Annotated in this window: 23 protein-coding genes; 17 read left to right on the top strand and 6 right to left on the bottom strand. The window is 58.9% G+C overall.

Annotated elements, in window-relative coordinates:
* Positions 1–46: 46 nt before the first annotated feature.
* The 4 genes from motA to flgF form a co-directional block, all read right to left on the bottom strand.
* Complete coding sequence (gene motA / locus AC2GXZ_RS09180; RefSeq protein WP_483758851.1) at positions 47–919, bottom strand: flagellar motor stator protein MotA; 873 nt, start codon at positions 917–919, stop codon at positions 47–49.
* Between the two features lie 107 nt (positions 920–1,026).
* On the bottom strand, positions 1,027–1,593 hold the full coding sequence (locus tag AC2GXZ_RS09175; protein WP_483758850.1) for a hypothetical protein: 567 nt from the start codon (positions 1,591–1,593) through the stop codon (positions 1,027–1,029).
* Positions 1,593–3,005 carry a flagellar protein export ATPase FliI gene (gene fliI / locus AC2GXZ_RS09170; protein ID WP_483758849.1) on the bottom strand — a complete coding sequence of 471 codons (1,413 nt, stop codon included), beginning with the start codon at positions 3,003–3,005 and terminating at the stop codon, positions 1,593–1,595. The genes AC2GXZ_RS09175 and fliI overlap by 1 nt, the downstream gene beginning before the upstream one ends.
* Before the next feature lie 11 nt (positions 3,006–3,016).
* Positions 3,017–3,748, bottom strand: coding sequence for a flagellar basal-body rod protein FlgF (flgF, locus tag AC2GXZ_RS09165; protein WP_483758848.1), 732 nt, complete (start codon positions 3,746–3,748; stop codon positions 3,017–3,019).
* 215 nt (positions 3,749–3,963) lie between these two features.
* Here flgF and flgB point away from each other — a divergent pair, with 215 nt between their 5' ends.
* Genes flgB through fliP form a run of 10 tightly spaced genes read left to right on the top strand, consistent with a single transcriptional unit; the run spans position 3,964 to position 10,103 of the window.
* Positions 3,964–4,371 (top strand): flagellar basal body rod protein FlgB, encoded by a 408-nt coding sequence (flgB, locus tag AC2GXZ_RS09160; protein WP_483758846.1) that lies wholly within the window; start codon positions 3,964–3,966, stop codon positions 4,369–4,371.
* Position 4,372: 1 nt separating this feature from the next.
* Positions 4,373–4,786, top strand: a complete 414-nt coding sequence (flgC, locus tag AC2GXZ_RS09155) for a flagellar basal body rod protein FlgC (RefSeq protein WP_483758844.1) — start codon at positions 4,373–4,375, stop codon at positions 4,784–4,786.
* A gap of 2 nt (positions 4,787–4,788) precedes the next feature.
* Positions 4,789–5,136: a flagellar hook-basal body complex protein FliE gene (gene fliE / locus AC2GXZ_RS09150; protein ID WP_483758843.1), complete on the top strand. Its 348-nt coding sequence runs from the start codon at positions 4,789–4,791 to the stop codon at positions 5,134–5,136.
* A 20-nt stretch (positions 5,137–5,156) separates the two neighbouring features.
* Positions 5,157–5,945 carry a flagellar basal-body rod protein FlgG gene (gene flgG / locus AC2GXZ_RS09145; RefSeq protein ID WP_483758842.1) on the top strand — a complete coding sequence of 263 codons (789 nt, stop codon included), beginning with the start codon at positions 5,157–5,159 and terminating at the stop codon, positions 5,943–5,945.
* Positions 5,946–5,966: 21 nt separating this feature from the next.
* On the top strand, positions 5,967–6,455 hold the full coding sequence (flgA, locus tag AC2GXZ_RS09140; RefSeq protein ID WP_483758841.1) for a flagellar basal body P-ring formation chaperone FlgA: 489 nt from the start codon (positions 5,967–5,969) through the stop codon (positions 6,453–6,455).
* Positions 6,452–7,573 carry a flagellar basal body P-ring protein FlgI gene (locus tag AC2GXZ_RS09135; RefSeq protein WP_483758840.1) on the top strand — a complete coding sequence of 374 codons (1,122 nt, stop codon included), beginning with the start codon at positions 6,452–6,454 and terminating at the stop codon, positions 7,571–7,573. The genes flgA and AC2GXZ_RS09135 overlap by 4 nt, the downstream gene beginning before the upstream one ends.
* Positions 7,570–8,124: a MotE family protein gene (locus tag AC2GXZ_RS09130; RefSeq protein ID WP_483758839.1), complete on the top strand. Its 555-nt coding sequence runs from the start codon at positions 7,570–7,572 to the stop codon at positions 8,122–8,124. The genes AC2GXZ_RS09135 and AC2GXZ_RS09130 overlap by 4 nt, the downstream gene beginning before the upstream one ends.
* Positions 8,121–8,837, top strand: coding sequence for a flagellar basal body L-ring protein FlgH (gene flgH, locus AC2GXZ_RS09125; protein WP_483758838.1), 717 nt, complete (start codon positions 8,121–8,123; stop codon positions 8,835–8,837). Before AC2GXZ_RS09130 ends, flgH begins: the two co-directional genes overlap by 4 nt.
* 34 nt (positions 8,838–8,871) lie before the next feature.
* Positions 8,872–9,372 carry a flagellar basal body-associated FliL family protein gene (locus AC2GXZ_RS09120; RefSeq protein WP_483758837.1) on the top strand — a complete coding sequence of 167 codons (501 nt, stop codon included), beginning with the start codon at positions 8,872–8,874 and terminating at the stop codon, positions 9,370–9,372.
* Positions 9,369–10,103: a flagellar type III secretion system pore protein FliP gene (gene fliP, locus AC2GXZ_RS09115; RefSeq protein ID WP_483758836.1), complete on the top strand. Its 735-nt coding sequence runs from the start codon at positions 9,369–9,371 to the stop codon at positions 10,101–10,103. The genes AC2GXZ_RS09120 and fliP overlap by 4 nt, the downstream gene beginning before the upstream one ends.
* Positions 10,104–10,665: 562 nt before the next feature.
* Here the strand turns inward: fliP and AC2GXZ_RS09110 are convergent.
* Positions 10,666–11,127, bottom strand: coding sequence for a hypothetical protein (locus AC2GXZ_RS09110; protein WP_483758835.1), 462 nt, complete (start codon positions 11,125–11,127; stop codon positions 10,666–10,668).
* Between the two features lie 366 nt (positions 11,128–11,493).
* Complete coding sequence (locus AC2GXZ_RS09105) at positions 11,494–13,419, bottom strand: O-linked N-acetylglucosamine transferase, SPINDLY family protein (RefSeq protein ID WP_483758834.1); 1,926 nt, start codon at positions 13,417–13,419, stop codon at positions 11,494–11,496.
* Positions 13,420–13,808: 389 nt separating this feature from the next.
* On the opposite strand from AC2GXZ_RS09105, the gene AC2GXZ_RS09100 reads away from it, so the two are divergent.
* The 7 genes from AC2GXZ_RS09100 to AC2GXZ_RS09070 all read left to right on the top strand — a co-directional run bounded on the left by AC2GXZ_RS09100 (position 13,809) and on the right by AC2GXZ_RS09070 (position 21,688).
* On the top strand, positions 13,809–14,684 hold the full coding sequence (locus tag AC2GXZ_RS09100) for a flagellin N-terminal helical domain-containing protein (RefSeq protein WP_483758833.1): 876 nt from the start codon (positions 13,809–13,811) through the stop codon (positions 14,682–14,684).
* Positions 14,685–15,023: 339 nt separating this feature from the next.
* Positions 15,024–15,899: a flagellin N-terminal helical domain-containing protein gene (locus AC2GXZ_RS09095; protein ID WP_483758832.1), complete on the top strand. Its 876-nt coding sequence runs from the start codon at positions 15,024–15,026 to the stop codon at positions 15,897–15,899.
* Between the two features lie 339 nt (positions 15,900–16,238).
* On the top strand, positions 16,239–17,114 hold the full coding sequence (locus AC2GXZ_RS09090; protein WP_483758831.1) for a flagellin N-terminal helical domain-containing protein: 876 nt from the start codon (positions 16,239–16,241) through the stop codon (positions 17,112–17,114).
* A gap of 298 nt (positions 17,115–17,412) precedes the next feature.
* Positions 17,413–18,294 carry a flagellin N-terminal helical domain-containing protein gene (locus tag AC2GXZ_RS09085; protein WP_483758830.1) on the top strand — a complete coding sequence of 294 codons (882 nt, stop codon included), beginning with the start codon at positions 17,413–17,415 and terminating at the stop codon, positions 18,292–18,294.
* Between the two features lie 286 nt (positions 18,295–18,580).
* Positions 18,581–19,546 (top strand): flagellin N-terminal helical domain-containing protein, encoded by a 966-nt coding sequence (locus AC2GXZ_RS09080; RefSeq protein ID WP_483758829.1) that lies wholly within the window; start codon positions 18,581–18,583, stop codon positions 19,544–19,546.
* Positions 19,547–19,737: 191 nt separating this feature from the next.
* Entirely contained in the window at positions 19,738–20,379 is a 642-nt protein-coding gene (locus AC2GXZ_RS09075; protein ID WP_483758828.1) for a hypothetical protein, read from the top strand.
* Positions 20,372–21,688: a MotB family protein gene (locus AC2GXZ_RS09070; RefSeq protein ID WP_483758827.1), complete on the top strand. Its 1,317-nt coding sequence runs from the start codon at positions 20,372–20,374 to the stop codon at positions 21,686–21,688. The genes AC2GXZ_RS09075 and AC2GXZ_RS09070 overlap by 8 nt, the downstream gene beginning before the upstream one ends.
* Positions 21,689–21,691 lie beyond the last annotated feature (3 nt).

The following is a 21,691-nucleotide window of genomic DNA, read 5'->3' as shown; positions in this document are numbered from 1 at the left end:
GCCGGTCTCGGCTGCGAAGCTTGAGAATTGCTATTCTGCATGGTCGTCATGCCGCCTTCGTGTCGCCGCCGGGCTTCATCATTTCCTGCTCGACCGAGTCGATCGACGGACGGTCGTGGGAGGAGATCGTCTTGCGACCGTATTCAAGCGCCACCTGCGGCACGGAGCCGTTCATGTAGGCAAGAAGGGTCTGCTTGACGATGATGTAGAGCCGATGCTGCTTGGTCCGCACGATCTTGATCTGCGATACGATCGGATTGCAGAGGCAATAGGACAGGAAGATGCCGAGCATCGTGCCGACCAGCGCCGAGCCGATCAGACCGCCGAGGACTTCCGGAGATTCGTTGATGTGGCTCATCGCCTTGATGACGCCGAGCACCGCGGCGATGATGCCGAGGGCAGGGAAGGCGTCGCCCATCAGCTGGATCGCGCCGTACGGCTTCAGGCGATCGTGAAGGATCGTTTCGATTTCCTCGTCCATCAGCGCCTCGATCTCGTGGGAACGGGCATTGCCGATGATGATCAGGCGGACGTAGTCGCAAATGAACGACGTCAGCTCGACATCCTTCAAAACGGAAGGCGCCGACTGGAAGATCGGCGATTCTGCGGGGTTGTCGATATGAGCTTCGATCTCGTTTCGTGATTTGGTTCTCAGATCGCGCATCAGCGAGTAGAGAACGCCGAGGACTTCGAGATAGGCCCGTTCCTTGGGAACCGCGTTCTTGAAGATCTCGCCCAGCGCCTTGCCGGAATCCTTGAGCACCTTCATGGGGTTGGCCATGATGAAGCCGCCGACACCGGCGCCGCCGATAACGACAAGTTCGAAAGGCTGCATGAGGAGCCCGACGTGGCCGCCCATGGCCATGAAGCCGCCAATGATACAGCCAATGGTGATTACAAATCCGATAATAAGATTCATTTTAAGCTCGTATCCAACGCTTGTGCTTGAATGGACAGATAAAGTGTCTGCCTTGCGTGAGACTGTTGCTGCCTATTCCCGATTTCCCGGTATGCAGCGTCAGCGCTCTATTGGCTGTAGATCTTGCCTGCAGAGGTGACGATTTCCCATTTACCGCTACGCTGCCTGAGGCTCGCAAGGCGCGAATTGTCCGGCAGCTTAGAGCCGATCTGAACCAGGAAAATTCCGCTGGCATTCTCGATCAGGGCGCGGCCGTTTGCAACATGCATGAGTTTGAATTCCGTCCCGCCCGGGAAAGGCTGATCCTGAAAGCCGGAGGCCTCGCCGCGATCATCCGATCGGCTTGCTGGAATGGCCGCGGTCGTCAGGCGGTCGTCGGCCGGAGGCGGCATGAGGTTTCTCTCCGTCTCGTCGGCCAGCGGGTCGCGCAGGGCGCCGATAGCCGCTTCACCTGCCGGACGGTTGTGCCGGACATCCCGCATGCCTTCCCATCCCGCGACATTGACGCCGAACTTGTCCTGATTGAAGAAGACATACCAAGGGAAGGCTGCGCAGAGCATGGAGAAGCCGACCAGCACGGCGACCAGCCAGCGGTCGACCGGCTTCGTTACGGCACTGCCGGATGAGGCACGTCTGCGCGGCCTAAGTCCCGTTTTGCCTGGGAACTTTGCCATCATGGGCCCCTCTTTGCTGCCGGCATTGCGCGATTATTGTTGGTGAGAGATGCCTTGAGCGCGTTGGCGAGCTCCGTATAGGCGTCGATGACGATCGGGTCTCCGGGCGACTGCTTGAGCACCTCGTAGATGATCGGAACCTGCTTGACCGCCATGTCGAGATCCGGGTCGGAACCCGGCCTGTAGCCGCCGATCAGTCGCAGATCCTTGGTCTCCTCGAAGACGCTGATCAGCCCCTTCAGCCTCGACACCAGCCGTTCCTGGTCGCTGGTCCATGCCTTGCGCGACAGGCGGGAAATCGATGACAGCGGATTGACCGGAGGATAACGGCCTTCGTCGGCAAGCGCCCGGTCGAGCACGATATGCCCGTCGAGAATACCGCGCGTCGAATCGGCGATCGGATCGTTGTGATTGTCGCCGTCGACAAGGATGGAGATGATCGCCGTGATCGTGCCGGCGCCTTCCATGCCCGGACCGGCCCGCTCGAGCAGGCGCGGCAGCTCGGTGAACACGGATGCCGGATAACCGCGCGCGACCGGCGGCTCGCCCGCGGCGATCGCGACCTCGCGAATGGCATGGGCGAACCGCGTCACGCTGTCGGCGATGAACAGGACGTTCTGGCCCTGGTCGCGGAAATGTTCGGCGATCGTCATGCCGACCAGCGGCGCCATCTTGCGCAGCATAGGGCTTTCGTCGCTGGTGGTAACGACGATCACCGCCTTGGCGATATTGTCGCCAAGCGTATCCTCGATGAATTCACGCACTTCACGGCCGCGTTCGCCGACCAGCGTGATCACCACGCGGTCGAAGGCATCGGCCTTGGCGAGCATTGACAGCAGCGTCGACTTGCCGACGCCGGAACCGGCGAAAACACCGAGGCGCTGGCCGTAACAGATCGGCGCGAAGATATCGATGGCCTTCACGCCGGTGCGAAATGAGGTGTCGACGCGTCTGCGCGTCATCGATGGCGGTGGCTGGGTATTGATCGAGCGCTGCAGCGGTCCTTCGCGCAGCGGCCCCTTGCCATCGATCGGCTTGCACATCGAGTTGATCGTCCGCCCGCACCAGCTGTCGCTGGGAGCGAGACGAAATTCGCCGGCGCGCAGGACCAGGTCGTCGACGCCGATCGGTTCGCCCGGCTCGATCGGGCAGACATAGATGAGATCCGGCTCGACGCGAACGACCTCGCCCATATGCGTGCCCGTGGCGCTCTGATGGGAAACGAACTCGCCCAGCCGGACATGTTTTGAAAGGCCGCTCACCGTATAATAGCCGGCGGCGATCATTCTCACCCGTCCGCCCCATGACAGTACATGGGCCGGATTGGCGTAAAAGGCCGCCATGTCGGCCAATCGATCCAGGCGGTTCATCTCGACCGGCTGGAAGTCGTCGGTTTGGGCCGTGGTCATCATTACCTTGTCCGTCAGCTACCGCCGAGCGTTTTCATGGCCTCGGAGAAGCTGTCTTCGCTGGTGTCCATCAGCGACGAAATGCTCTCGAAGGCACGGTTCACCTGGATGAGCTGCGTCATCTCGCCGATGGCATTGACATTGGACTGCTCGAGGAAGCCCTGCATCACGCCAACTCCAGCCGTGTCGACGACGGGCTGTGGCGTATCGGTCGGCACGACACCGCTATTGTCGGCGCGGTAGAAGCCCTTGCTGATATCGGCCGTGAAGATGCCGATCTGCCCGACGACGCGTCCGGCCTGGGTGATACGGCCATCCGTGCCGACACTCGGCGTGCCGCCGGTCGGATCGAGCTGGATCGGCCCGCCGCCAGAATCGAGCACCGGATAACCCTGTGTCGACACGAGGTCGCCGTTGGTTGCCATCGAGAAGCGACCGTCGCGTGTCAGCACCTGACCCTGCTGCGTCTGGACCTGGAACCATGCATCGCCCTTGACGGCGAAATCCAGCGAATTGCCCGTCTGCTCGAGTTCGCCGTTGCGGGTCGAGAGATAGTCGTTGCCCTGCGACACGAACGCGATCTTGGTGCGGTTCTCGTTCTGCGTCTGGCTGAGGACCTGGTCGAATTTCATCTCGGTGGCGCGAAAGCCCACCGTATTCATGTTGGCGATATTGTCCGAGATCGTCGTGAGACGACGCTCGAGTGCTATCTGCGAGGACAGGCCGACATAGAGACCGGATTGCATGTGTTGCTCCTGACTTGAGGATACGCCGCATGCCCTCGCGGGGGAGAGCTCTGGCAATTTCCAGAGACAGTTAAGTGCCATGGCTTGCGCGAACCTGTTTGGCCGCGACAGCGGAAATTACTTCGTTTTTCCCGAAATTTGCGCGCTGTCCCCGCCGGCAAGTCCCGCGCAAGATTGTCCCTCTAGCTTCCGGGACAACAAGATGGAGAACACCCATGACCACCCAGCCGATCCAGTTGTTCGAGCTTGCGTCTCGGCAGGCAGAATGGCTTTCCGTCAGACAGCAGGTAGTCACGACGAACGTTGCCAATGCCAATACGCCGAAGTTCCATTCGAAGGACGTGTCGCCTTTCGATTCCGAACTGAAGTCTGCAAGCGGCATGGGCTCCATGGAAATGGCAAGGACCAATCCGGCTCACATGACCGCAGACATCGCCGGCAACGGCGCGGTCGAGCTCAAGGACAGCAAGCTCAATCAGGAAATCGGCGTGCAGGAATCGGGTAACACCGTCTCGCTTGCCGGGGAAATGACCAAGATGGGCGAGATCAAGCGTCAGTTCGAACTGAACACGCAGCTCGTTCAATCCCTCAACAAGATGATGCTGACGGCGCTGGGTAAGTAAGATGGATTCACTGATCGCTTCATTGAAGATTGCAGGCAGCGGCATGGAGGCTCAGTCCACCCGCCTGCGTGTCGTCTCCGAAAACATCGCGAACGCACGGACCACCGGCGACACCTCAGGCGCCGATCCCTATCGCCGCAAGATCATCACCTTCGGCGATGAGATGGATCGTACCGCCGGCGTCAGTCTGGTCGATGTCAAGAAGATCGGCACCGATCAGGGCGATTTCGTCGAGGAATACGATCCCAATCATCCGGCTGCCGACGAGCAGGGCATGGTCAAATATCCGAACGTCAACGTGATGATCGAAATGGCCGACCTTCGCGAAGCCAATCGCAGTTACGAGGCAAACCTCCAGAGCATCAAGCAGACGCGGGATCTGATCTCGTCGACAATCGATTTGTTGAAAGGTTAATTATGATCGATAGCATTTCAGGCATCGGTTCGCTGACGAAGTCCAGTGGCCTCGACCAGACCGAATCCACCGGCAGCAGCCTGTCGAACATGCTGGGCGCTGCAGTCGGTACGGCTGCCACCGGTGTCGCCGGCCCAAGCTTTGCCAGCTTCCTCGGCGATGCTGCCAAGGGTGCGCTCGATAGCGTCAAGCAGGGCGAGGCGATGTCCTTTGCTGGCATCCAGGGCAAGGCAACGACCCGCGAAGTCGTCGATGCCGTCATGGAAGCAAACCGTACTCTCCAGACCGCCGTTGCACTGAGAGATAGGGTCGTTTCGGCCTATCTCGACATCACTAAAATGCAAATCTAGAAAGCAGGGGTTTTACCGTCATGAGAGCACTGGCCATTGCCGCTACGGGTATGAACGCCCAGCAGACAAATCTCGAAGTCATCGCCAACAACATCGCCAACATCAATACGACCGCATTCAAGCGCGGCCGTGCGGAGTTCACCGATCTTCTCTACCAGACCGAGCGCGCTGCAGGCGTGGCCAACCGCGCCAACCAGGCGGTCGTCCCGGAAGGTGCCAATATCGGTCTCGGCGTACAGACCGCAGCCACGCGCAAGCTCTTCGAACAGGGTGAACTCACCCAGACCAGCAACGATCTCGACGTTGCCATCGTCGGCCACGGCTGGCTGCAGGTTGAAGGTGCGGATGGCACGACGCTCTATACGCGTGCCGGTTCGCTCAACAAGGATTCGACCGGCCGCTTGGTGACGATCGATGGTTACGGGGTTATCCCGGCAATCACCATTCCGACCGATGCGACCGAGGTGACCATTGCCGAGGACGGCACCGTGTCCGCCCGTATCGGCTCCGACGAGAACATGACGCAGCTCGGCCAGCTTCAGCTGGCGCTGTTTGCCAACGACGCAGGCCTGCGGCCGATGGGTGACAACCTGTTCGGCGTTACCGAGGCCTCCGGCGACGCCGTCGTCTCGACGCCGACGGAAACCGGCTACGGTTACCTCAAGCAGGGCTACGTGGAAAATTCCAACGTCGATTCTGTCAAGGAAATCACCGATCTGATCTCTGCGCAGCGTGCCTATGAAATGAACTCGAAGGTCATTACCACGGCCGACGAGATGGCGCAGATCGTCAGCAAGAACCTGAAGTAACGAAAAACGGACGGGGCAAACATGATGTTTCCTATCAGGAATGCATTTCGGTCGGCTATCAGCAGCGCAATTCTTGCGCTGCTGGTCATTGCTGGTGCCGGATCGCAGGTCGCGATTGCCCAGCCGATTTATGCAGTCGTGCCGACCTCGACGATCTTCCCGGGAGATATCATCTCCGCGGGGCAGGTGACGGAGGTAGAAGTGACCAATCCGAATATTGCCGGCGGCTACACCTCGGACGTCACTCAGGTGATCGGCAAGGTCGCCAAACGCACACTCGTTCCGGGAAGAACCATACTGGCTTCTTCCCTGCGCGAGCCCTTCACCATCGAGCGGGGGAAATCGGTGCGTATCCTTTTCAACGTCGGAGGCCTGACGATTTCGGCCTCAGGGTCGTCGTTGCAGGACGCCATGGCTGGTGACAGCATCCGCGTCAGAAACGTGGAAAGCGGCGTCATCGTCAACGGCACGGTCAGAACCGATGGGAATGTCGAGGTTGCTCAGAAATGATCGGCAGAATGCTCACAAGGATCGTCGCCAGTCTGCTGGTATTCCTCGCCGCGGCCTCGGCCGTCGAGGCGGCGTCGAATGCCCGCATCAAGGACGTGGTTTCGCTACAGGCCGGACGTGACAACCAGCTCATCGGCTACGGTCTCGTCGTCGGTCTGCAGGGAACCGGCGACAGCCTGCGTTCCTCGCCGTTTACCGATCAGTCCATGCGGGCGATGCTGCAGAACCTCGGCATCTCGACCCAGGGTGGGCAATCCGCCGCCAAGAACGTTGCTGCCGTCATGGTAACGACGAACCTGCCGCCGTTCTCCAGTCCCGGCAGCCGTATCGATGTGACGGTCAGCTCGCTCGGCGACGCGACTTCGCTTCGTGGCGGCACGCTGGTGATGACCTCGCTGACCGGTGCCGACGGGCAGATCTATGCCGTCGCACAGGGCGCCGTCGTCGTCTCCGGTTTTAACGCGCAAGGTGCCGCGGCCCAGATTACCGAGGGCATCACCACGGCCGGCCGTATTCCCGGCGGTGCCATCATCGAACGCGAATTGCCGTCGCGCTTCAAGGATTCGGGCGCACTCGTCCTTCAATTGCGCAATCCGGATTTCTCGACCGCCATCCGCGTCGCCGACGTGATCAACGCCTTTTCCAGCGCGACCTACCGGATGCCGATCGCCGAGGCGCGCGACAGCCAGGTCGTGGCCGTTCAGAAACCGCCGCAGGAAGATCTCGCCCGCCTCATGGCGCGGATAGAGAACCTTGCGGTCGAGACCGACACGCCGGCCAAGGTCGTCATCAACGAACGCACAGGGACGATCGTCATCGGTGCCGACGTGCGTATTTCGAAGGTGGCGGTCAGCTACGGCACGCTGACGGTCCAGGTTACTGAAATGCCCCAGGTCATCCAGCCGCTGCCGTTCTCCAGGGGAGAGACCTACGTCCAGCCGCAGACCGACATCACTGCCCAGAAGACCGGTGGTCCGGTGGCGGTTCTTGAAGGTCCGGACTTGCGCTCGCTGGTGGCCGGTCTCAACAGCATCGGCGTCAAGCCTGATGGAATCATCGCCATCCTCCAGGGCATCAAGTCCGCGGGTGCGCTGCAAGCGGAGCTCGTCCTGCAATGAGTGGTCCCGATCTATCTGCCTCAAAAACGAAACCGTGGGAACGCTCCACGGTCCTTCTTCCCGCGCTCGCGCTGTTGGGCCTTCTGGTCGCGCTTCCCTCGGCTGACGCTCAGGAACAGGTTCGCGACACGACCGGCCAGACGAGCGAAAACGAGGTCCTCCAGTACTGCAACAACATCGCGGATGCAGCGCGCGATCGTCGTTATGCGTTGCAGAAGGAAGATCTCGATAAGCTTCAGTCCGGGATCAATGATCGTATCGCGGTCATGGAGACCCGCAAGGCCGAGTACGAAGACTGGCTTGCCCGCCGCAATGCCTTCATGAAACAGGCGGAAGGCGGGCTTGTCGATATTTTCAAGACGATGAAGCCCGATACCGCAGCACCCCAGTTGTCAGAGATGCAGGCCGGCCTCGCCGCTGCGATCATCATGCGGCTTCCGCCTCGTCAATCCGGCCTGATACTGAGCGAGATGGATTCCAAGAAGGCTGCCGCCGTTGCGTCCATCATTGCCAGTGCAGCGGATCCCAACACGTCGAAAGATCCGTCATGAACAAAGTCTCTCCCGCTATACTGATGTCCGTGGCGCTTCTGACCGGCTGCCAGACGCCCCAGGCGGTCAAGGAAATCGGCAACGTGCCGTCGATGAGCCCGATCGGCAGTGGCTTGCAGTTCAGCCAGGCGCCTCAGCTCGCTTCCTATCCGAAGCGGCCACATAACATGAACAACGGTTATTCGTTGTGGAGCGACAGCCAGGCCACCCTGTTCAAGGATGCCCGCGCGCTCAATATCGGCGACATCCTGACGGTCACCATCAAGATCAACGACAAGGCCGATTTCGACAACGAGACCAAGCTCGAAAAGAGCAACGACAAGACGACGGCCTGGAATGCCAATGCGACCATCTTCGGATGGAAGCCCAATACGGACTCCACCATCGGCTTCAACGGCTCATCGAACTCCGACGGCAAGGGATCGACCACCCGGTCCGAACAGTTGAACCTGCTCGTCGCCGCCGTCGTCACCGGCGTTCTGGAAAACGGCAATCTGCTGATCAGCGGCTCGCAGGAAGTCCGCGTCAACCACGAGATCCGTATCCTCAACGTTGCCGGTATTGTCCGGCCGCAGGACGTCGATTCGGATAACAAGATCTCCTACGACAAGATCGCCGAGGCACGTATTTCCTACGGTGGTCGCGGTCGTGTCACCGAAATTCAACAGCCGCCGGTCGGGCAGCAGCTCATGGACCTGTTCTCGCCGCTCTGAGGCGTCCGGGCCTTTTGCCGAGGGATAAAACAACATGGCTATCACGGCTGAGGACGAAACCGTCCCGAAGAAGAAAAGCGCGCTGATCCCGACGATCGGTGCCGTGGTCGTGCTGACTCTTGTCGGCGCCGGCGGCGGCTGGTTTACCGGCAAGCTGCTGGTTCCGGCACCGAAACCGGCCGAAGCCGAGGCCGCAACGCCGGCAGCCGAAGGCGAAAAGGCCGCGGCTGAGGCCAAGCCCGGCGCTGCCCAGACAAACCTGCTTGAGCTTTCGCCGATCCTTACCAATATCGGTTATCCGGCCGAAAATGTGGTCCGCCTTCAGGTCGCACTCGTTTTCGACGGCGCCCCGGATCCGACACTTGCCGATACGGTCAACGAGAATATCGTCAACTACCTGCGCACCGTTCCGTTGCAGCAATTGCAGGGGCCGCGTGGATTCACATATTTGAAAGGCGACCTCCAGGAGATTGCTAGCCTGAGGTCCCAAGGGCGTGTAACAAAGGTTCTGATTAGGACTTTTGTTGTCGAATGATTCGTCTCGCTATTTTTGTTGCTGCACTGGCTCTGGCGCCTGAACTTGCGCATGCGCAGCAATTGCAGGATCTGATCAACGTCCCGGTCGATGGGTCGGCGGCGGCCTGGATCGTCCGCACCTTCGGGCTTTTGACCGTTCTCTCGGTCGCGCCCGGCATCCTGATGATGGTGACGAGCTTCCCGCGCTTCATCATTGCCTTCTCTATCCTGAGAACCGGCATGGGACTGGCCACCACGCCTTCCAACATGATCCTCACCAGCATGGCGATGTTCATGACCTTCTACGTCATGTCGCCGACGCTCGATCAGTCATGGCGGAACGGCATCCAGCCTCTGCTGCAGAACCAGGTGACCGAGGTCGAGGCGATCGAGCGCACGGCCGAACCCTTTCGCACCTTCATGATGGCCAATGCTCGTCCGAAGGACCTTGCACTGTTCGTCGACCTGGCGACCGAGCGGGGCCAGCAGACCGCGGACAATGGCCGGCCCTATTATCGGGTTCTTATTCCGGCCTTCATGCTGTCGGAGATCCGGCGCGGCTTCGAGATCGGCTTCCTGATCGTGCTGCCCTTCCTCGTCATCGATATGGTGGTCGCAACGATCACCATGGCCATGGGCATGATGATGCTGCCGCCGACATCGATCTCGCTGCCGTTCAAGATCCTGTTCTTCGTTCTGATCGATGGTTGGAACCTGCTCGTCGGCTCGCTGGTTCGCTCTTTCTCTTAATTACCTATGGATCGTTGCAAGGGAGCGCACGACAGTGCCCGCGACTATGGGCCATCTGGACCGCTCTCTTTTGCCTGAAGCCATCCGAGCCCTTCTTGTGAGCGCTCCATCGCACAGATCCCCATTGCTGTTCACGCTGTGACGCCGAGACCTGCCGCAGAAGATTGCGGGCACGTCCTGGCGCTGCGACAGGCTGGATAAGCGGCTTGAAGGACCCTGAACTATCTGAAGGATCGCATTGCGACCTGCCCCGGCCACACGCCGCGGGCTTGCCGGATCTCCGTCGTCTCACTCCCGGACCCTGCTGGTTGTCTGCAAACGGGAGCAGTGTACCTTTGCATCGGTTATACGGGCGTTGGAGATTATTGCGAAAAGATAGGAAGGAAGGCCAGGGCGCGGCGATGGCGATGCAGAAATGCGCGTAACGCTCATCGCCCCAAAGGTGCGGCCGATGAATTGCCGCCAATCCCCAAAACAGATTTGCCGCGCAATGCGCGGCAAATGAATTCAAAGTATGGAACGGGCGCCTTGAAGGCCGCCGCATGAAATGTCGCGGCGAAACCTAATGCGCCGCCGGTTCGCTCAGCCGCAGCGCCGCCCTGGTCTTGTTATTGCGGAAAATCACCTTTTCCAGGCTGTCGGCCAGCATCGAGGTGTTTTCGTGAGGGTCAGACGAGGGGCTCTGGAAATTGATGTAGTTGATCGAGATGCTGGCGGTGTCGCGTTCCAGCTTCAGCCGGCTGTAGATGGTGATACCATGCAGGAGGATTTCCAGGTTGAGCGTCACGGACGGGTAGGTGCCCCAGTCGAGCTCGAAGTCGCCGCCGACGCCGAAGCGGATCGTGCCTGGATGGAAATAGAGTTCTGCAGCAGACTCCACGAGATCAGCGATGGTGCTGTGATATTCGAAATGAAGGAGCGAAATGAGATCGGCCGCATCGAGCAACCTCAGTTCTGCTGCCAGCGGGCTTATCGCCTTGGCAAGGATCTCTTCGCGTTCAGTGGAGTAGGGGCATGTTTTCATGTGAGCCGTCTAGCCAGTTTTATGGTTAACGTTGTTTTCGGGCTTCCTGAGGTTGTGATCGGTTCAGGAAATCGCTCAAGGATAAGGTTAGTTCACGAGACTTGTGCAGGCATGGATTGTTGAAATTAAAGAGAAATTGGCAAATTTCCTGCGTTTGACGTAAAGGCGCGGTGTCGCGCACCGGCACGTATCTGCCAGCTTCGATTGCACTATATGCCTAGCGCGTTTCGGCGTTTCGGCAAGGATATCCCTTGCCCGGCAAAGTGCCGCCGGGGGAAGCAGGGTCGTTGGGAAGCATCATGCTTGGAAAATGGCGAACCGCAGAATTCAGCCTGCGTCGGTGTCGGTCGCCTTGTGGTCCAGCCGTCAGTCGGCCTTGTCCATAAAGGGCTCTGTGCGAGCCGGAAGGGCCGGAATGTCGATATGATCCGGCTTCAGCCCCTGTCTTGCGCGGTCAGCCATCATCTCAAAACCCGTTTCGATGTGGCGGCAGAAACGTTCGGCGTCGAAAAGTGGGCTAAGGAAACGATTTTCCTCAAGGCGCTGGCGCGTTGGCTGGATGAGTTCGGGTGAGTTACCGAACTCGATCGCTTTGCGCAGGTAATCCTGCTCGTCCTCGGCGATCAGCTCGGGAGTATTGATCGCGTGAAGCAGGCTTTCGGTGACCCGCGAAGCGAAGTTCGTACCCTTGTAGGTCAGGACCGGCAAGCCGGCCCAAAGCTGCTCCGAGGTGGTCGTATGGCCGTTGACGGGATAGGTGTCGAGACCGAGATCTGCGAGCGGGATACGATTGAGGTGGTGCTCGAACTGCAGCTTGGTCATGAAGTAGATGCGCTTGGCGGGAATCCCGCTCGCAACCAGCTTCTTCTGAATGTTGATGCGCCCTTCCGCATTATTGGTCAAAATCCAGAGGATGCCCTTCGGCGTGGCCTTCAGGATTGCAGCCCACAGATCGATCATCTTCGCAGTGATTTTTCTGTTGGCGTTGAATGACGCATAAATAAAGGCATCTTCGGGAAGGCCCACTTCCTTGCGCGTCATCGGATGCGCAAGCGGCCTGTGGACTGGGTCGTTCGGCTGATAGGTTTCCGGCAGGCGGCAGAATTTCTCGTAATAATGCGGCTTGGAACTGTCCGGCAGCACGTATTGGTCGCCGACGACGTAGTCGAGGTCGACATTCACGGTGGAGCCGGGGAAGCCCAGCCATGCCACCTGGATCGGCGCTGCCTGCATGTTCAGGATGTTGTTCCGGTTGCCGACCGTATGGCCCTTGAGGTCGACGAGGATGTCGATGCCGCGGGCCCGGATCTCCTTGACGACTTGCTCGTCTTCCATCTCGCGGATGGTAACGACGTTGCCCCATTCGCTGCGGTCGGCTTCGTTCGTCGTCAGCATGCGGGGCTCGGAATGGCAAAACAGCGTGACTTCGAAACGGTCGCGGTCGTGCAGTTCGAGAACCCTGCGAAGCAGCTTCATCGTTGCGTGTTTGTCGAAGAAGTCGGAAGACAGATAGCCGATGCGGATCTTGTCCGACCATTTATGCGGCATCTGGTGCCGGAGGGTGGTCATCTGCGGCGAGAACTTTGGTGTATTGCTGCGTGCCAGCTGGTTCAGATGTTCGTCACCGGTCCAGTGCAGGTTAAAGAACGTGCCGTCCCACTTGATGAAATCGACCTCGCCTGCCGCGACGGCCGCGTCGATGATCGGCTGGTGCCGCTCCAGTGCGTCGAACTTGCTGTGTTCGCGGCTGAAGGTGAGATACATGATCCGCACCGAATTGTTGTTCGGTAGACGGCTCAGCAGCACACGTCCGGTCTCGATGTCTGAAGGATCGAAGATATCCCATGTATGCAGCGAGATACGCGCACCGAGCTGCATATGCGATAGCTCGTTGCTCTTTATCAGCATGGTCTTGAACACACGGGCAAGGCGTGCCTGGTTGCGCTCGACCAGCAGAGACGCGACGATGTAGGCAAGGCCGGGATCACGAGTGATTTTCGGCAGGATACGGTTGGCGAGTGCGAGTGCCTTATCCTTGTCGCCGAGTTCGAAATAGAGCTTGATGCTCTCGATCAGATTGTCATCGGCATGCTGGCCGCCGGCTTCGGCCGCGAGCTGGTAGGATTGAGCGGCTTCTGCCTTGTGCCCCAGCTGATGCAGCGTCCGGGCAAGCAGCATATAGGTGCGGGCGTCCTTCTGAACGTCGAGCAGTCGATTGATGATGGCGAGCGATGTCGTGTACTGGCCACTGCGAAACTGTTGGGACGCGGCCTTGTAGCTGATCTCGTTCAACGTCTGCTCCGTTTCAATGCTGCAACTAGCCCGTTTAACCGCGCAAACGCGCTGGCGAAGGGGCAAGGCTGAAAATCATTCCGCATTTGCTATCTGGCGAAGCTTGCTTGAAACCGGTGCACATGGCGATGGCGGTCCAAAAACCCGGTCGTGAATATTTTTCATCGGAACGGGCTGGGCTTAGTTCTTTGTTAACTACGCCACCGCATTGGCGGTGCTTCGCCCCCGAAATTAAGAATGCAGCAAGGCCTTGGGGCCTAATTTTCTGCTGCGACGGGTTGGTGTCCTAAACGAAAAACGGAACCGAGTGGCATGATGTCGGACCGTCGCAGCCGCATAGAACCCGGCATGTCCTCACCGTTTGTTTTCAGTCTTTAGGGGACACTTTCATGTCTAGCATCAACTTCAACGCCGGCGCGACTTCTGCTCTCGAAACGCTCCGCAACGTCAACAAGAACCTGGAAAAGACCCAGAACCACGTGTCGAGCGGCGAGAAGGTATCTTCCGCGTCTGACGGCGTGTCGTACTGGTCGATCGCCACGACGATGAAATCCGACAACAAGGCGCTTGGCGCAGCCTCTGACGCTCTCGGCGTCGGCGCAGCCAAGGTCGACACGGCTTACGCAGCTGTCGACAGCGCCATCGACGTTGTCAACGAAATCAAGGCAAAGCTGGTTACCGCGTCCGAAAGCTCGGCCGACAAGGACCAGATCAACCTCGAAGTGACCAAGCTTCAGGAACAGCTTTCGGCTATCGGCCAGGCTGCATCCTTCAACGGTGAAAACTGGGTCGTCGCAGGCGACGCAACGCAGGGCAAGGTCGTCGACGGCTTCGTTCGCGACACCGACGGCACGGTCAAGGTCACCACGGCGACCTACGACATCGAAACCTACGCAATGTTCAGCTCGATGGAAGACGGCGTTGGTACGGGCGGCATTCTGGGCGCCGTCATGACCATTGCTCTGTCGTCCGCATCGACGCAGGGCGATATCGACGGCTACATGGATACGGTTGAAACCGCTCTGGCAAGCCTGACGAACTCCGGCGCCGCACTCGGCGCTCTGACGACCCGCATCGACCTGCAGGACGACTACGCCTCCAAGCTTTCGGATGCCATCGACTCCGGCGTAAGCCGCCTGGTGGACGCCGACATGGAAGAAGAATCGGCCAAGCTTTCGGCACTGCAGACGCAGCAGCAGCTTGCAGTTCAGTCGCTGTCGATCGCAAACTCCTCCTCGCAGAGCATCCTGCAGCTCTTCCAGTAAGAGCCCGCACAGCTTTCAAAAGATTGGGCCGTACCTTCAGGGTGCGGCCCTTTTTCGTTGGCGTCGTCACCGCCATACAGACGGCAGGTTCCGCTGAGCGAAATTCGTCCTACAGCGCGGAACCCAGCTCTGTTCGTTACCAAAAAGTTAATTGCAAATATCTGAAATTATTATCAATTTTGTCTTTTAGCGTTTGCAGCTCGTTAACCTTAACGGTGTCTAATCGGCTCATCAAAACGACAGGCCGAAATTAACTTTCCTGGCAAGCATGACGCTGACTGTCGTTCCCGGCGCAATCCGGAATGTCCCTCCCATCATAGTGCCATAGGGGCAATTTTTATGACCAGCATTCTGACCAACACTTCCGCAATGTCCGCGCTGTCCACGCTGCGTGACATCAACTCCAACCTTGCCGACACCCAGAGCCGCGTTTCGTCCGGTTACCGCGTTGCCGACGCATCTGACAACGTTGCCTACTGGTCGATCTCCACGACCATGAATTCCGACAACAAGGCCCTCGGCGCAGCCTCTGACGCTCTCGGCGTCGGCGCAGCCAAGGTCGATACCGCCTATTCGGCGATCGACAGCGCCATCGACGTCGTTGATGAAATCAAGGCAAAGCTGGTCACCGCGTCTGAAAGCTCGACCGACAAGGACCAGATCCAGCTCGAAGTCACCAAGCTTCAGGAACAGCTTTCGGCTATCGGCCAGGCCGCTTCCTTCTCCGGCGAAAACTGGGTTGTTGCAGGCGATCAGACCCAGGGTCAGGTGGTTGACGGCTTCATTCGCCAGGACGACGGCACGGTCAAGATTACCACGGCGACCTACGACATCGAAACCTACGCAATGTTCAGCTCGATGGAAGACGGCGTTGGTACGGGCGGCATTCTGGGCGACGTCATGACCATTGCTCTGTCGTCCGCATCGACGCAGGGCGATATCGACGCCTACATGGATACGGTTGAAACCGCTCTGGCGAGCCTGACGAACGCCGGTGCTGCACTCGGCGCTCTGACGACCCGCATCGACCTGCAGGACGACTACGCTTCCAGCCTCTCGGATGCCATCGAATCGGGCGTAAGCCGCCTTGTGGACGCCGACATGGAAGAAGAATCGGCCAAACTTTCGGCACTGCAGACCCAGCAGCAGCTCGCGGTCCAGTCGCTGTCGATCGCAAACTCCTCTTCGCAGAGCATCCTCACGCTGTTCCAGTAAGAGCTCGCATCGCTCTCAAAAGATTGGGCCGTACCTTCAGGGTACGGCCCTTTTTCGTTGGCGTTGTCATCGCCTTGAAGAAGGCAGCTGCCGTTGTGGGAAATCCCTCTTCGAGCGCTGGGGGCAGCTCCAATCGTTACCAAAAAGTTAATTCCAAGTAGATGAAATTATTATCGATTTCTCTATTTCGCGTTTGCAAATCATTAACCTTAACGGTGTCTAATCGGCTCATCAAAACGACGAGCCGAAATTAACTTTCTTGGCAAGCATGACGCTGACTGTCGTTCCCGGCGCAATCCGGAATGTCCCTTCCAACATCATGCCAAAGGGGCGACTTTTATGACCAGCATTCTGACCAACACTTCTGCAATGTCCGCGCTGTCCACGCTGCGTGACATCAACTCCAACCTTGCCGACACCCAGGATCGCGTATCTTCCGGTTACCGCGTCGCCAATGCCGAGGACAACGTTGCCTACTGGTCGATCTCGACGACCATGAATTCCGACAACAAGGCACTTAACGCAGCTTCTGACGCTCTCGGCGTCGGCGCAGCCAAGGTCGACACCGCCTATTCGGCGATCGACAGCGCCATCGACGTCGTTGACGAAATCAAGGCGAAGCTGGTCACCGCATCCGAAAGCTCGACCGACAAGGACCAGATCCAGCTCGAAGTCGAGAAGCTTCAGGAACAGCTTTCCGCGATCGGCCAGGCCGCTTCCTTCTCCGGTGAAAACTGGGTTGTTGCAGGCGACCAGACCCAGGGTCAGGTGGTTGACGGCTTCATTCGCCAGGACGACGGCACGGTCAAGGTCACCACTGCGACCTACGATATCCAGACCTACGCAATGTTCGACTCGATCGCCGATGGCGTTGGTTCGGGCGGCATTCTCGCCGACGTCATGACCATTGCTCTGACTTCGACGATGACGCAGGGCGAAATCGACGCCTACATGGATACGGTTGAAACCGCTTTGGCGAGCCTGACGGATGCCGGCGCCGCACTCGGTGCTCTGACGACCCGCATCGATCTGCAGGACAACTACGCTTCCACGCTTTCGGATGCCATCGAAACCGGCGTAAGCCGCCTGGTGGACGCCGACATGGAAGAAGAATCAGCGAAGCTTTCGGCCCTCCAGACGCAGCAGCAGCTCGCGGTCCAGTCGCTGTCGATCGCCAATTCCTCTTCGCAGAACATCCTCACCCTGTTCCAATAAAAAAATCCCACTTGGGAAAACCAGGCCGCGCGCAAGCGCGGCCTTTTTTAATGAGTTGTTTTTATTTGTTAATTTTCTATTTCACCGCACGCAGCCCGTTAGGGTTTCGTTCAACTCCATTAACAAGTCGTCACTCTTGTTAACCGCTTGTTAACCACGATGAGGTTTTCTCCTCGCCATTGGAACAGCGGACCGGTGCGCAGCAAAGATCAGACGCCCGGCAAGCATGAAGCTGATCGCGGTTACCGGTTCACGCCGGAATGTCCCTTCCACCGTTTAGCCATAGGGGCAATTTCATATGACGAGCATTTTGACCAACACCTCCGCAATGTCCGCACTTCAGACACTGCGCGGCATCGGCTCCAACCTTGCAGACACCCAGGATCGTGTATCTTCCGGATATCGCGTCCAGGATGCCGAGGATAACGTTGCCTACTGGTCGATCTCGACCACGATGAATTCCGACAACAAGGCTATCAATGCCGCCCAGGACGCCCTCGGTGTCGGTGCGGCCAAGGTCGATACCGCATATTCTGCCGTCGATAGCGCCATCGATGTCGTCGATGAGATCAAGGCAAAACTCGTTACCGCGACTGAAAGCTCGACCGACAAGGACCAGATTCAGCTTGAAATCAGCAAGCTTCAGGAGCAGCTGAGCGCGGTTGCACAGGCTGCCTCCTTCTCCGGTGAAAACTGGACGGTCGCCGCCGCCGACGCATCGAACACGGTCGTTGTCGATGGCTTCATCCGCAACTCCGACGGCACGGTCAAGGTCACCACGGCAGAGTTCGCAGTCGCTTCCTACGCCATGTTCGCCACCATCCAGGATGGCGTCGGTTCGGGTGGCGTGCTCGGCAGCGTCATGGCAGTCAGCATCAACAGCACGTCGACGACCGGCGACATCCAGGACTATCTCGACCAGGTCGAGCTGGCTCTTTCGCAGTTGACCGATTCCGGCGCAGCCCTCGGTGCGCTGATCACCCGAATTGACCTGCAGGACAACTACGCCTCGACGTTGTCGGACGCCATCGAAACGGGTGTTAGCCGCCTGGTGGATGCCGACATGGAAGAGGAATCCGCCAAACTCTCGGCACTGCAGACACAGCAGCAGCTTGCAATCCAGTCGCTGTCGATTGCCAATTCCTCTTCGCAGAACATCCTTACCCTCTTCCAGGGCTAAGGGGTTCGGCACTCCGAAAGATGGATCGATCTCTGAGCCGCGTTTTCAAAACGCGGCTCAATCTGCTTGGACGGCAATTCTTGCCTTTCGCACATGCTTGCTCTTTTCCCTCCATAGGGCGCCGATTGCAGCTTGTTCGAATCGTAGGTTTTTATTAACCTTCGCGCCAAGGCCGAGAGCCAAAGATGTGACGCGCCTGTGCCAGTGGCAGGCCTGCATGAAGCCGCAGCGTCACAGCCGGATTGTGAGCCGGCATGTCCTGATTCCGAACATAGGTGGTTAGAACATGTCGAATATCATGACGGTCGGTTACGTGCAGAGCGCATTGCAGACGCTCCTCTTCGCCAGCGACAATCTCGAAGATACCCAGAAGAAGACCTCCTCCGGTCTGGCGGTCGAGACTGCTGCCGATAATGCCGGCTACTGGTCGGCTGCCACCAACATGTCGTCTGACCAGAGTGTCCTGGGCAGTGTTGGCGATGCGCTCAATCTGGGTGCATCCAAGGTCGACACCAGCTATGAGGCGGTCACGTCCGCCATCGACATCCTCGACGAAATCAATGGCCAGCTGATAACCGCCAACGAGGCGGGCACCGATCGCGACGCATTGAACAGCCGCATCAGCTCGCTGAAGGATAACCTGTCTTCGGTTCTTCACGCGGCCAGTTTTTCCGGCGATAATTGGCTTTACAATGACGACGCCATCCTCGGCGCGTCGAAATCAATTCCGACATCCTTTCAGCGCAGCGTCTCGGGGGCGGTTTCCCTCAGCTACGTCTCGATCGACACAGCAGATACGACGCTGGTCGACACCGCGGATGCAAGCCGCGGGCTGCTGACCGGGGCAATCGACGCCAATAGCCTGAACCCGGATGGCACCACGACGGCCCGGAACTATTATCTGCTCGACGTAGGATCCGACATTCCCGCCGGCGGCACGGCGATCGCGATATCGGACGATACGACACAATCGGAGCTCGACGACATGGTGTCGGTTGTCGGCACTCTGACCGACCAGCTCAATCAGCTTGCAAGCTCGCTTGGTACCATGTCCAGCAACATCGAACAGCAGACGAGCTTCGTTGCATCGCTTCAGGATATTCTGGATACGGGGGTCGGCCGTCTTGTGGATGCCGACATGGAAGAAGAGTCTACCAAGCTGACGGCCTATCAGACCCAGCAGTCGCTGTCGTCCCAGCTGCTCTCGATGCTGAACAGCCACCAGCAGAGCGCCCGGGTTCTTTTCGAGTGAATATGAGCCTCTTCATCCTCGCACAAGTTTGGCATCGTAGCTGATCTCTGGCGGTGATGCGTCCGTTCCCGGGTGGTTCGACCGTTGATTTCGACGCGAGCCTTTCTATGGCGCGAAGGAAGGGGTTCTCTTGATATATTTTACGGTAAGCCTTTTCATTATCCGCATGTCGGCCCGGTAAGGAAACTGCCATGAGTGTGCCGCTTGCCCGTTACTTGAAGGATTTTGGCGCGCCTCAGCCGCAGCCGCAGGACTTCGTCTCGGATTTCGATTTCCCCGACAACGCGTTCGATATGCCCGAGGTTTCCGTCGAGCCAGCCATCGACATCGAGGCGGAGAAAGCCCAGGCCTATGCCGAAGGCCATGAAGCCGCCGTGCGCGACATGGCAGCGCGCCATGAAGAACAACTGGCAGAGCTTTCCGCCCGGCATCGTCAGGAAATCGATGCGCTTGCCGGGAAATACGAAGAGGCGGTCGCAGAACGCGTCGGGGAATTCCTCAAACAGATGCATGTGTCGCTTGCCGGCTCCGTCGAGATGTCGGTCGTTCGCGTGTTGACGCCTTTCGTCGAGGATCAGGTCGCCCGCGCTGCCGGTGCAAAATTTGCCGAGGACGTCGCCGAAGAGATAGGTCAGGGCAGGACGGTCAAGCTGGCCGTGACTGGCCCCGGCACATTCATCGACCTGATGCGCAAACGGCTCGATCCGCTGGTTACCGAGGTCGACTACAAGGAGTCTTCGGAAATCGACATGACGCTGGAAATTGGCGACACGGTTCTGGTGACACGTCTGAAGACTTGTGTCGAAGCGATGGAAGAGCAGATAGATGAGTGAGAGCCACCATCACGGCAAGAACGAGATCATTGTCGTCAAGCGCCACAAGGGTGACCACGACGGTGCTCATGGCGGTGCCTGGAAGATTGCCTATGCGGACTTCATGACGGCAATGATGGCCTTCTTTCTGGTCATGTGGCTCGTCAACGCTTCCAACGAGGAAACCAAGGCCTCGATCGCGAGCTATTTCAATCCGATCAAGCTGACCGACGAGGTTCCGGCATCGGAAGGTGTCAAGAATCCGGCGAACGAGGCCGAAGGCGAGCAGGACGGCCAGCGTTCGGACGTCAAGGCGGACAAGTCGCAGGAGGGGGCAGCAGCTGCATCCGGCGAGGACCTTGCAGCCTCGACCGGCGATAATACCAGCTTCTCCGAGGATGCATTTTTCCAGAACCCCTACGCGGTTCTGGCGGAGATCGCCCAGGAAGTCGGCCAGCAGGCGAATGTCAGCGTCAAGGGTGAGGGTGGCGCCGCCAATTCAGGCCCATCCACTGGAGCATCCGGCGGCGAGGCCTATCGCGACCCCTTCGATCCGGATTTCTGGAGCAAGCAGGCCTCTGGCTCGCAATCGGGACAGGGTGGCGCGATCGCCGTCACCCAGGACAGCAAATTGCCCGAAACGCTGGAGAGCAAGCAGGCCAAGGCGGAAGCCGCCGAAGCGCAGCAGCAGAACCCGAACCAGTCGAAGGCTGAAGCACAGCAGATGGCCGCGCTTCAGGGACCGGCCGGCGCCGACACCCCACCGGAGGCTGCCCGCAGCCAGGACGCCACTGTCGGCGGTAAGCCGGAAGCCAATACGGCTGACAAGACTGCCGACAAGACCGAAGATCACAAGGCTTCTGCAGAGGAAACCAAAAAGGCCGACGAACTCAGGACCGAGATCGTCAAGGCCATGAGCGGCGTGCCCGGCAAGCTTGCCGAAGGCATCGTCGTCACGCCTTCTGAGGGCGGGTTGCTGGTCAGCATCTCGGATCAGGCCGCAACGCCGATGTTTGATCTCGGCTCGGCCGTGCCGCGGCGGGAAACCGTGCTGGCGATGGCAAAGGTCGCCGAAGTGCTGAAAGCCAAGGCGGGCTCCATCGTTATCCGCGGCCATACCGACAGCAAGCCCTATCGCGGCGGAAAGGACGACAACTGGACGCTCTCGATGGAACGCGCCCACGCCGCCTATTTCATGCTCATGCGCGGCGGGCTTGACGAAAGCAGGGTAAAGCAGCTTTCCGGTTTCGCTGACCGGCGACCCCAGGCCGTCGACAATCCCGAGGACGGAACGAACCGCCGCATCGAAATCCTGATTGCCGATGGTTGAAGG

Source organism: Aliirhizobium sp. YIM B11859 (assembly GCF_057163345.1).
This window is presented reverse-complemented; position numbering and strand designations above follow the sequence as displayed.

Bases quoted from the DNA above. Each gene is read 5' to 3' on its own strand.
- AC2GXZ_RS09130 (WP_483758839.1), top strand. From the start codon at position 7,570: ATGAGTGGTCCCGATCTATCTGCCTCAAAAACGAAACCGTGGGAACGC.
- AC2GXZ_RS09090 (WP_483758831.1), top strand. From the start codon at position 16,239: ATGACCAGCATTCTGACCAACACTTCTGCAATGTCCGCGCTGTCCACG.
- AC2GXZ_RS09095 (WP_483758832.1), top strand. From the start codon at position 15,024: ATGACCAGCATTCTGACCAACACTTCCGCAATGTCCGCGCTGTCCACG.
- AC2GXZ_RS09070 (WP_483758827.1), top strand. From the start codon at position 20,372: ATGAGTGAGAGCCACCATCACGGCAAGAACGAGATCATTGTCGTCAAG.
- AC2GXZ_RS09075 (WP_483758828.1), top strand. From the start codon at position 19,738: ATGAGTGTGCCGCTTGCCCGTTACTTGAAGGATTTTGGCGCGCCTCAG.
- flgF (WP_483758848.1), bottom strand. From the start codon at position 3,748: ATGCAATCCGGTCTCTATGTCGGCCTGTCCTCGCAGATAGCACTCGAG.
- flgH (WP_483758838.1), top strand. From the start codon at position 8,121: ATGAACAAAGTCTCTCCCGCTATACTGATGTCCGTGGCGCTTCTGACC.
- flgG (WP_483758842.1), top strand. From the start codon at position 5,157: ATGAGAGCACTGGCCATTGCCGCTACGGGTATGAACGCCCAGCAGACA.
- fliP (WP_483758836.1), top strand. From the start codon at position 9,369: ATGATTCGTCTCGCTATTTTTGTTGCTGCACTGGCTCTGGCGCCTGAA.
- flgC (WP_483758844.1), top strand. From the start codon at position 4,373: ATGGATTCACTGATCGCTTCATTGAAGATTGCAGGCAGCGGCATGGAG.
- AC2GXZ_RS09120 (WP_483758837.1), top strand. From the start codon at position 8,872: ATGGCTATCACGGCTGAGGACGAAACCGTCCCGAAGAAGAAAAGCGCG.
- motA (WP_483758851.1), bottom strand. From the start codon at position 919: ATGAATCTTATTATCGGATTTGTAATCACCATTGGCTGTATCATTGGC.
- fliI (WP_483758849.1), bottom strand. From the start codon at position 3,005: ATGATGACCACGGCCCAAACCGACGACTTCCAGCCGGTCGAGATGAAC.
- AC2GXZ_RS09135 (WP_483758840.1), top strand. From the start codon at position 6,452: ATGATCGGCAGAATGCTCACAAGGATCGTCGCCAGTCTGCTGGTATTC.
- AC2GXZ_RS09110 (WP_483758835.1), bottom strand. From the start codon at position 11,127: ATGAAAACATGCCCCTACTCCACTGAACGCGAAGAGATCCTTGCCAAG.
- AC2GXZ_RS09080 (WP_483758829.1), top strand. From the start codon at position 18,581: ATGTCGAATATCATGACGGTCGGTTACGTGCAGAGCGCATTGCAGACG.
- AC2GXZ_RS09100 (WP_483758833.1), top strand. From the start codon at position 13,809: ATGTCTAGCATCAACTTCAACGCCGGCGCGACTTCTGCTCTCGAAACG.
- AC2GXZ_RS09085 (WP_483758830.1), top strand. From the start codon at position 17,413: ATGACGAGCATTTTGACCAACACCTCCGCAATGTCCGCACTTCAGACA.
- flgA (WP_483758841.1), top strand. From the start codon at position 5,967: ATGATGTTTCCTATCAGGAATGCATTTCGGTCGGCTATCAGCAGCGCA.
- flgB (WP_483758846.1), top strand. From the start codon at position 3,964: ATGACCACCCAGCCGATCCAGTTGTTCGAGCTTGCGTCTCGGCAGGCA.
- AC2GXZ_RS09175 (WP_483758850.1), bottom strand. From the start codon at position 1,593: ATGGCAAAGTTCCCAGGCAAAACGGGACTTAGGCCGCGCAGACGTGCC.
- fliE (WP_483758843.1), top strand. From the start codon at position 4,789: ATGATCGATAGCATTTCAGGCATCGGTTCGCTGACGAAGTCCAGTGGC.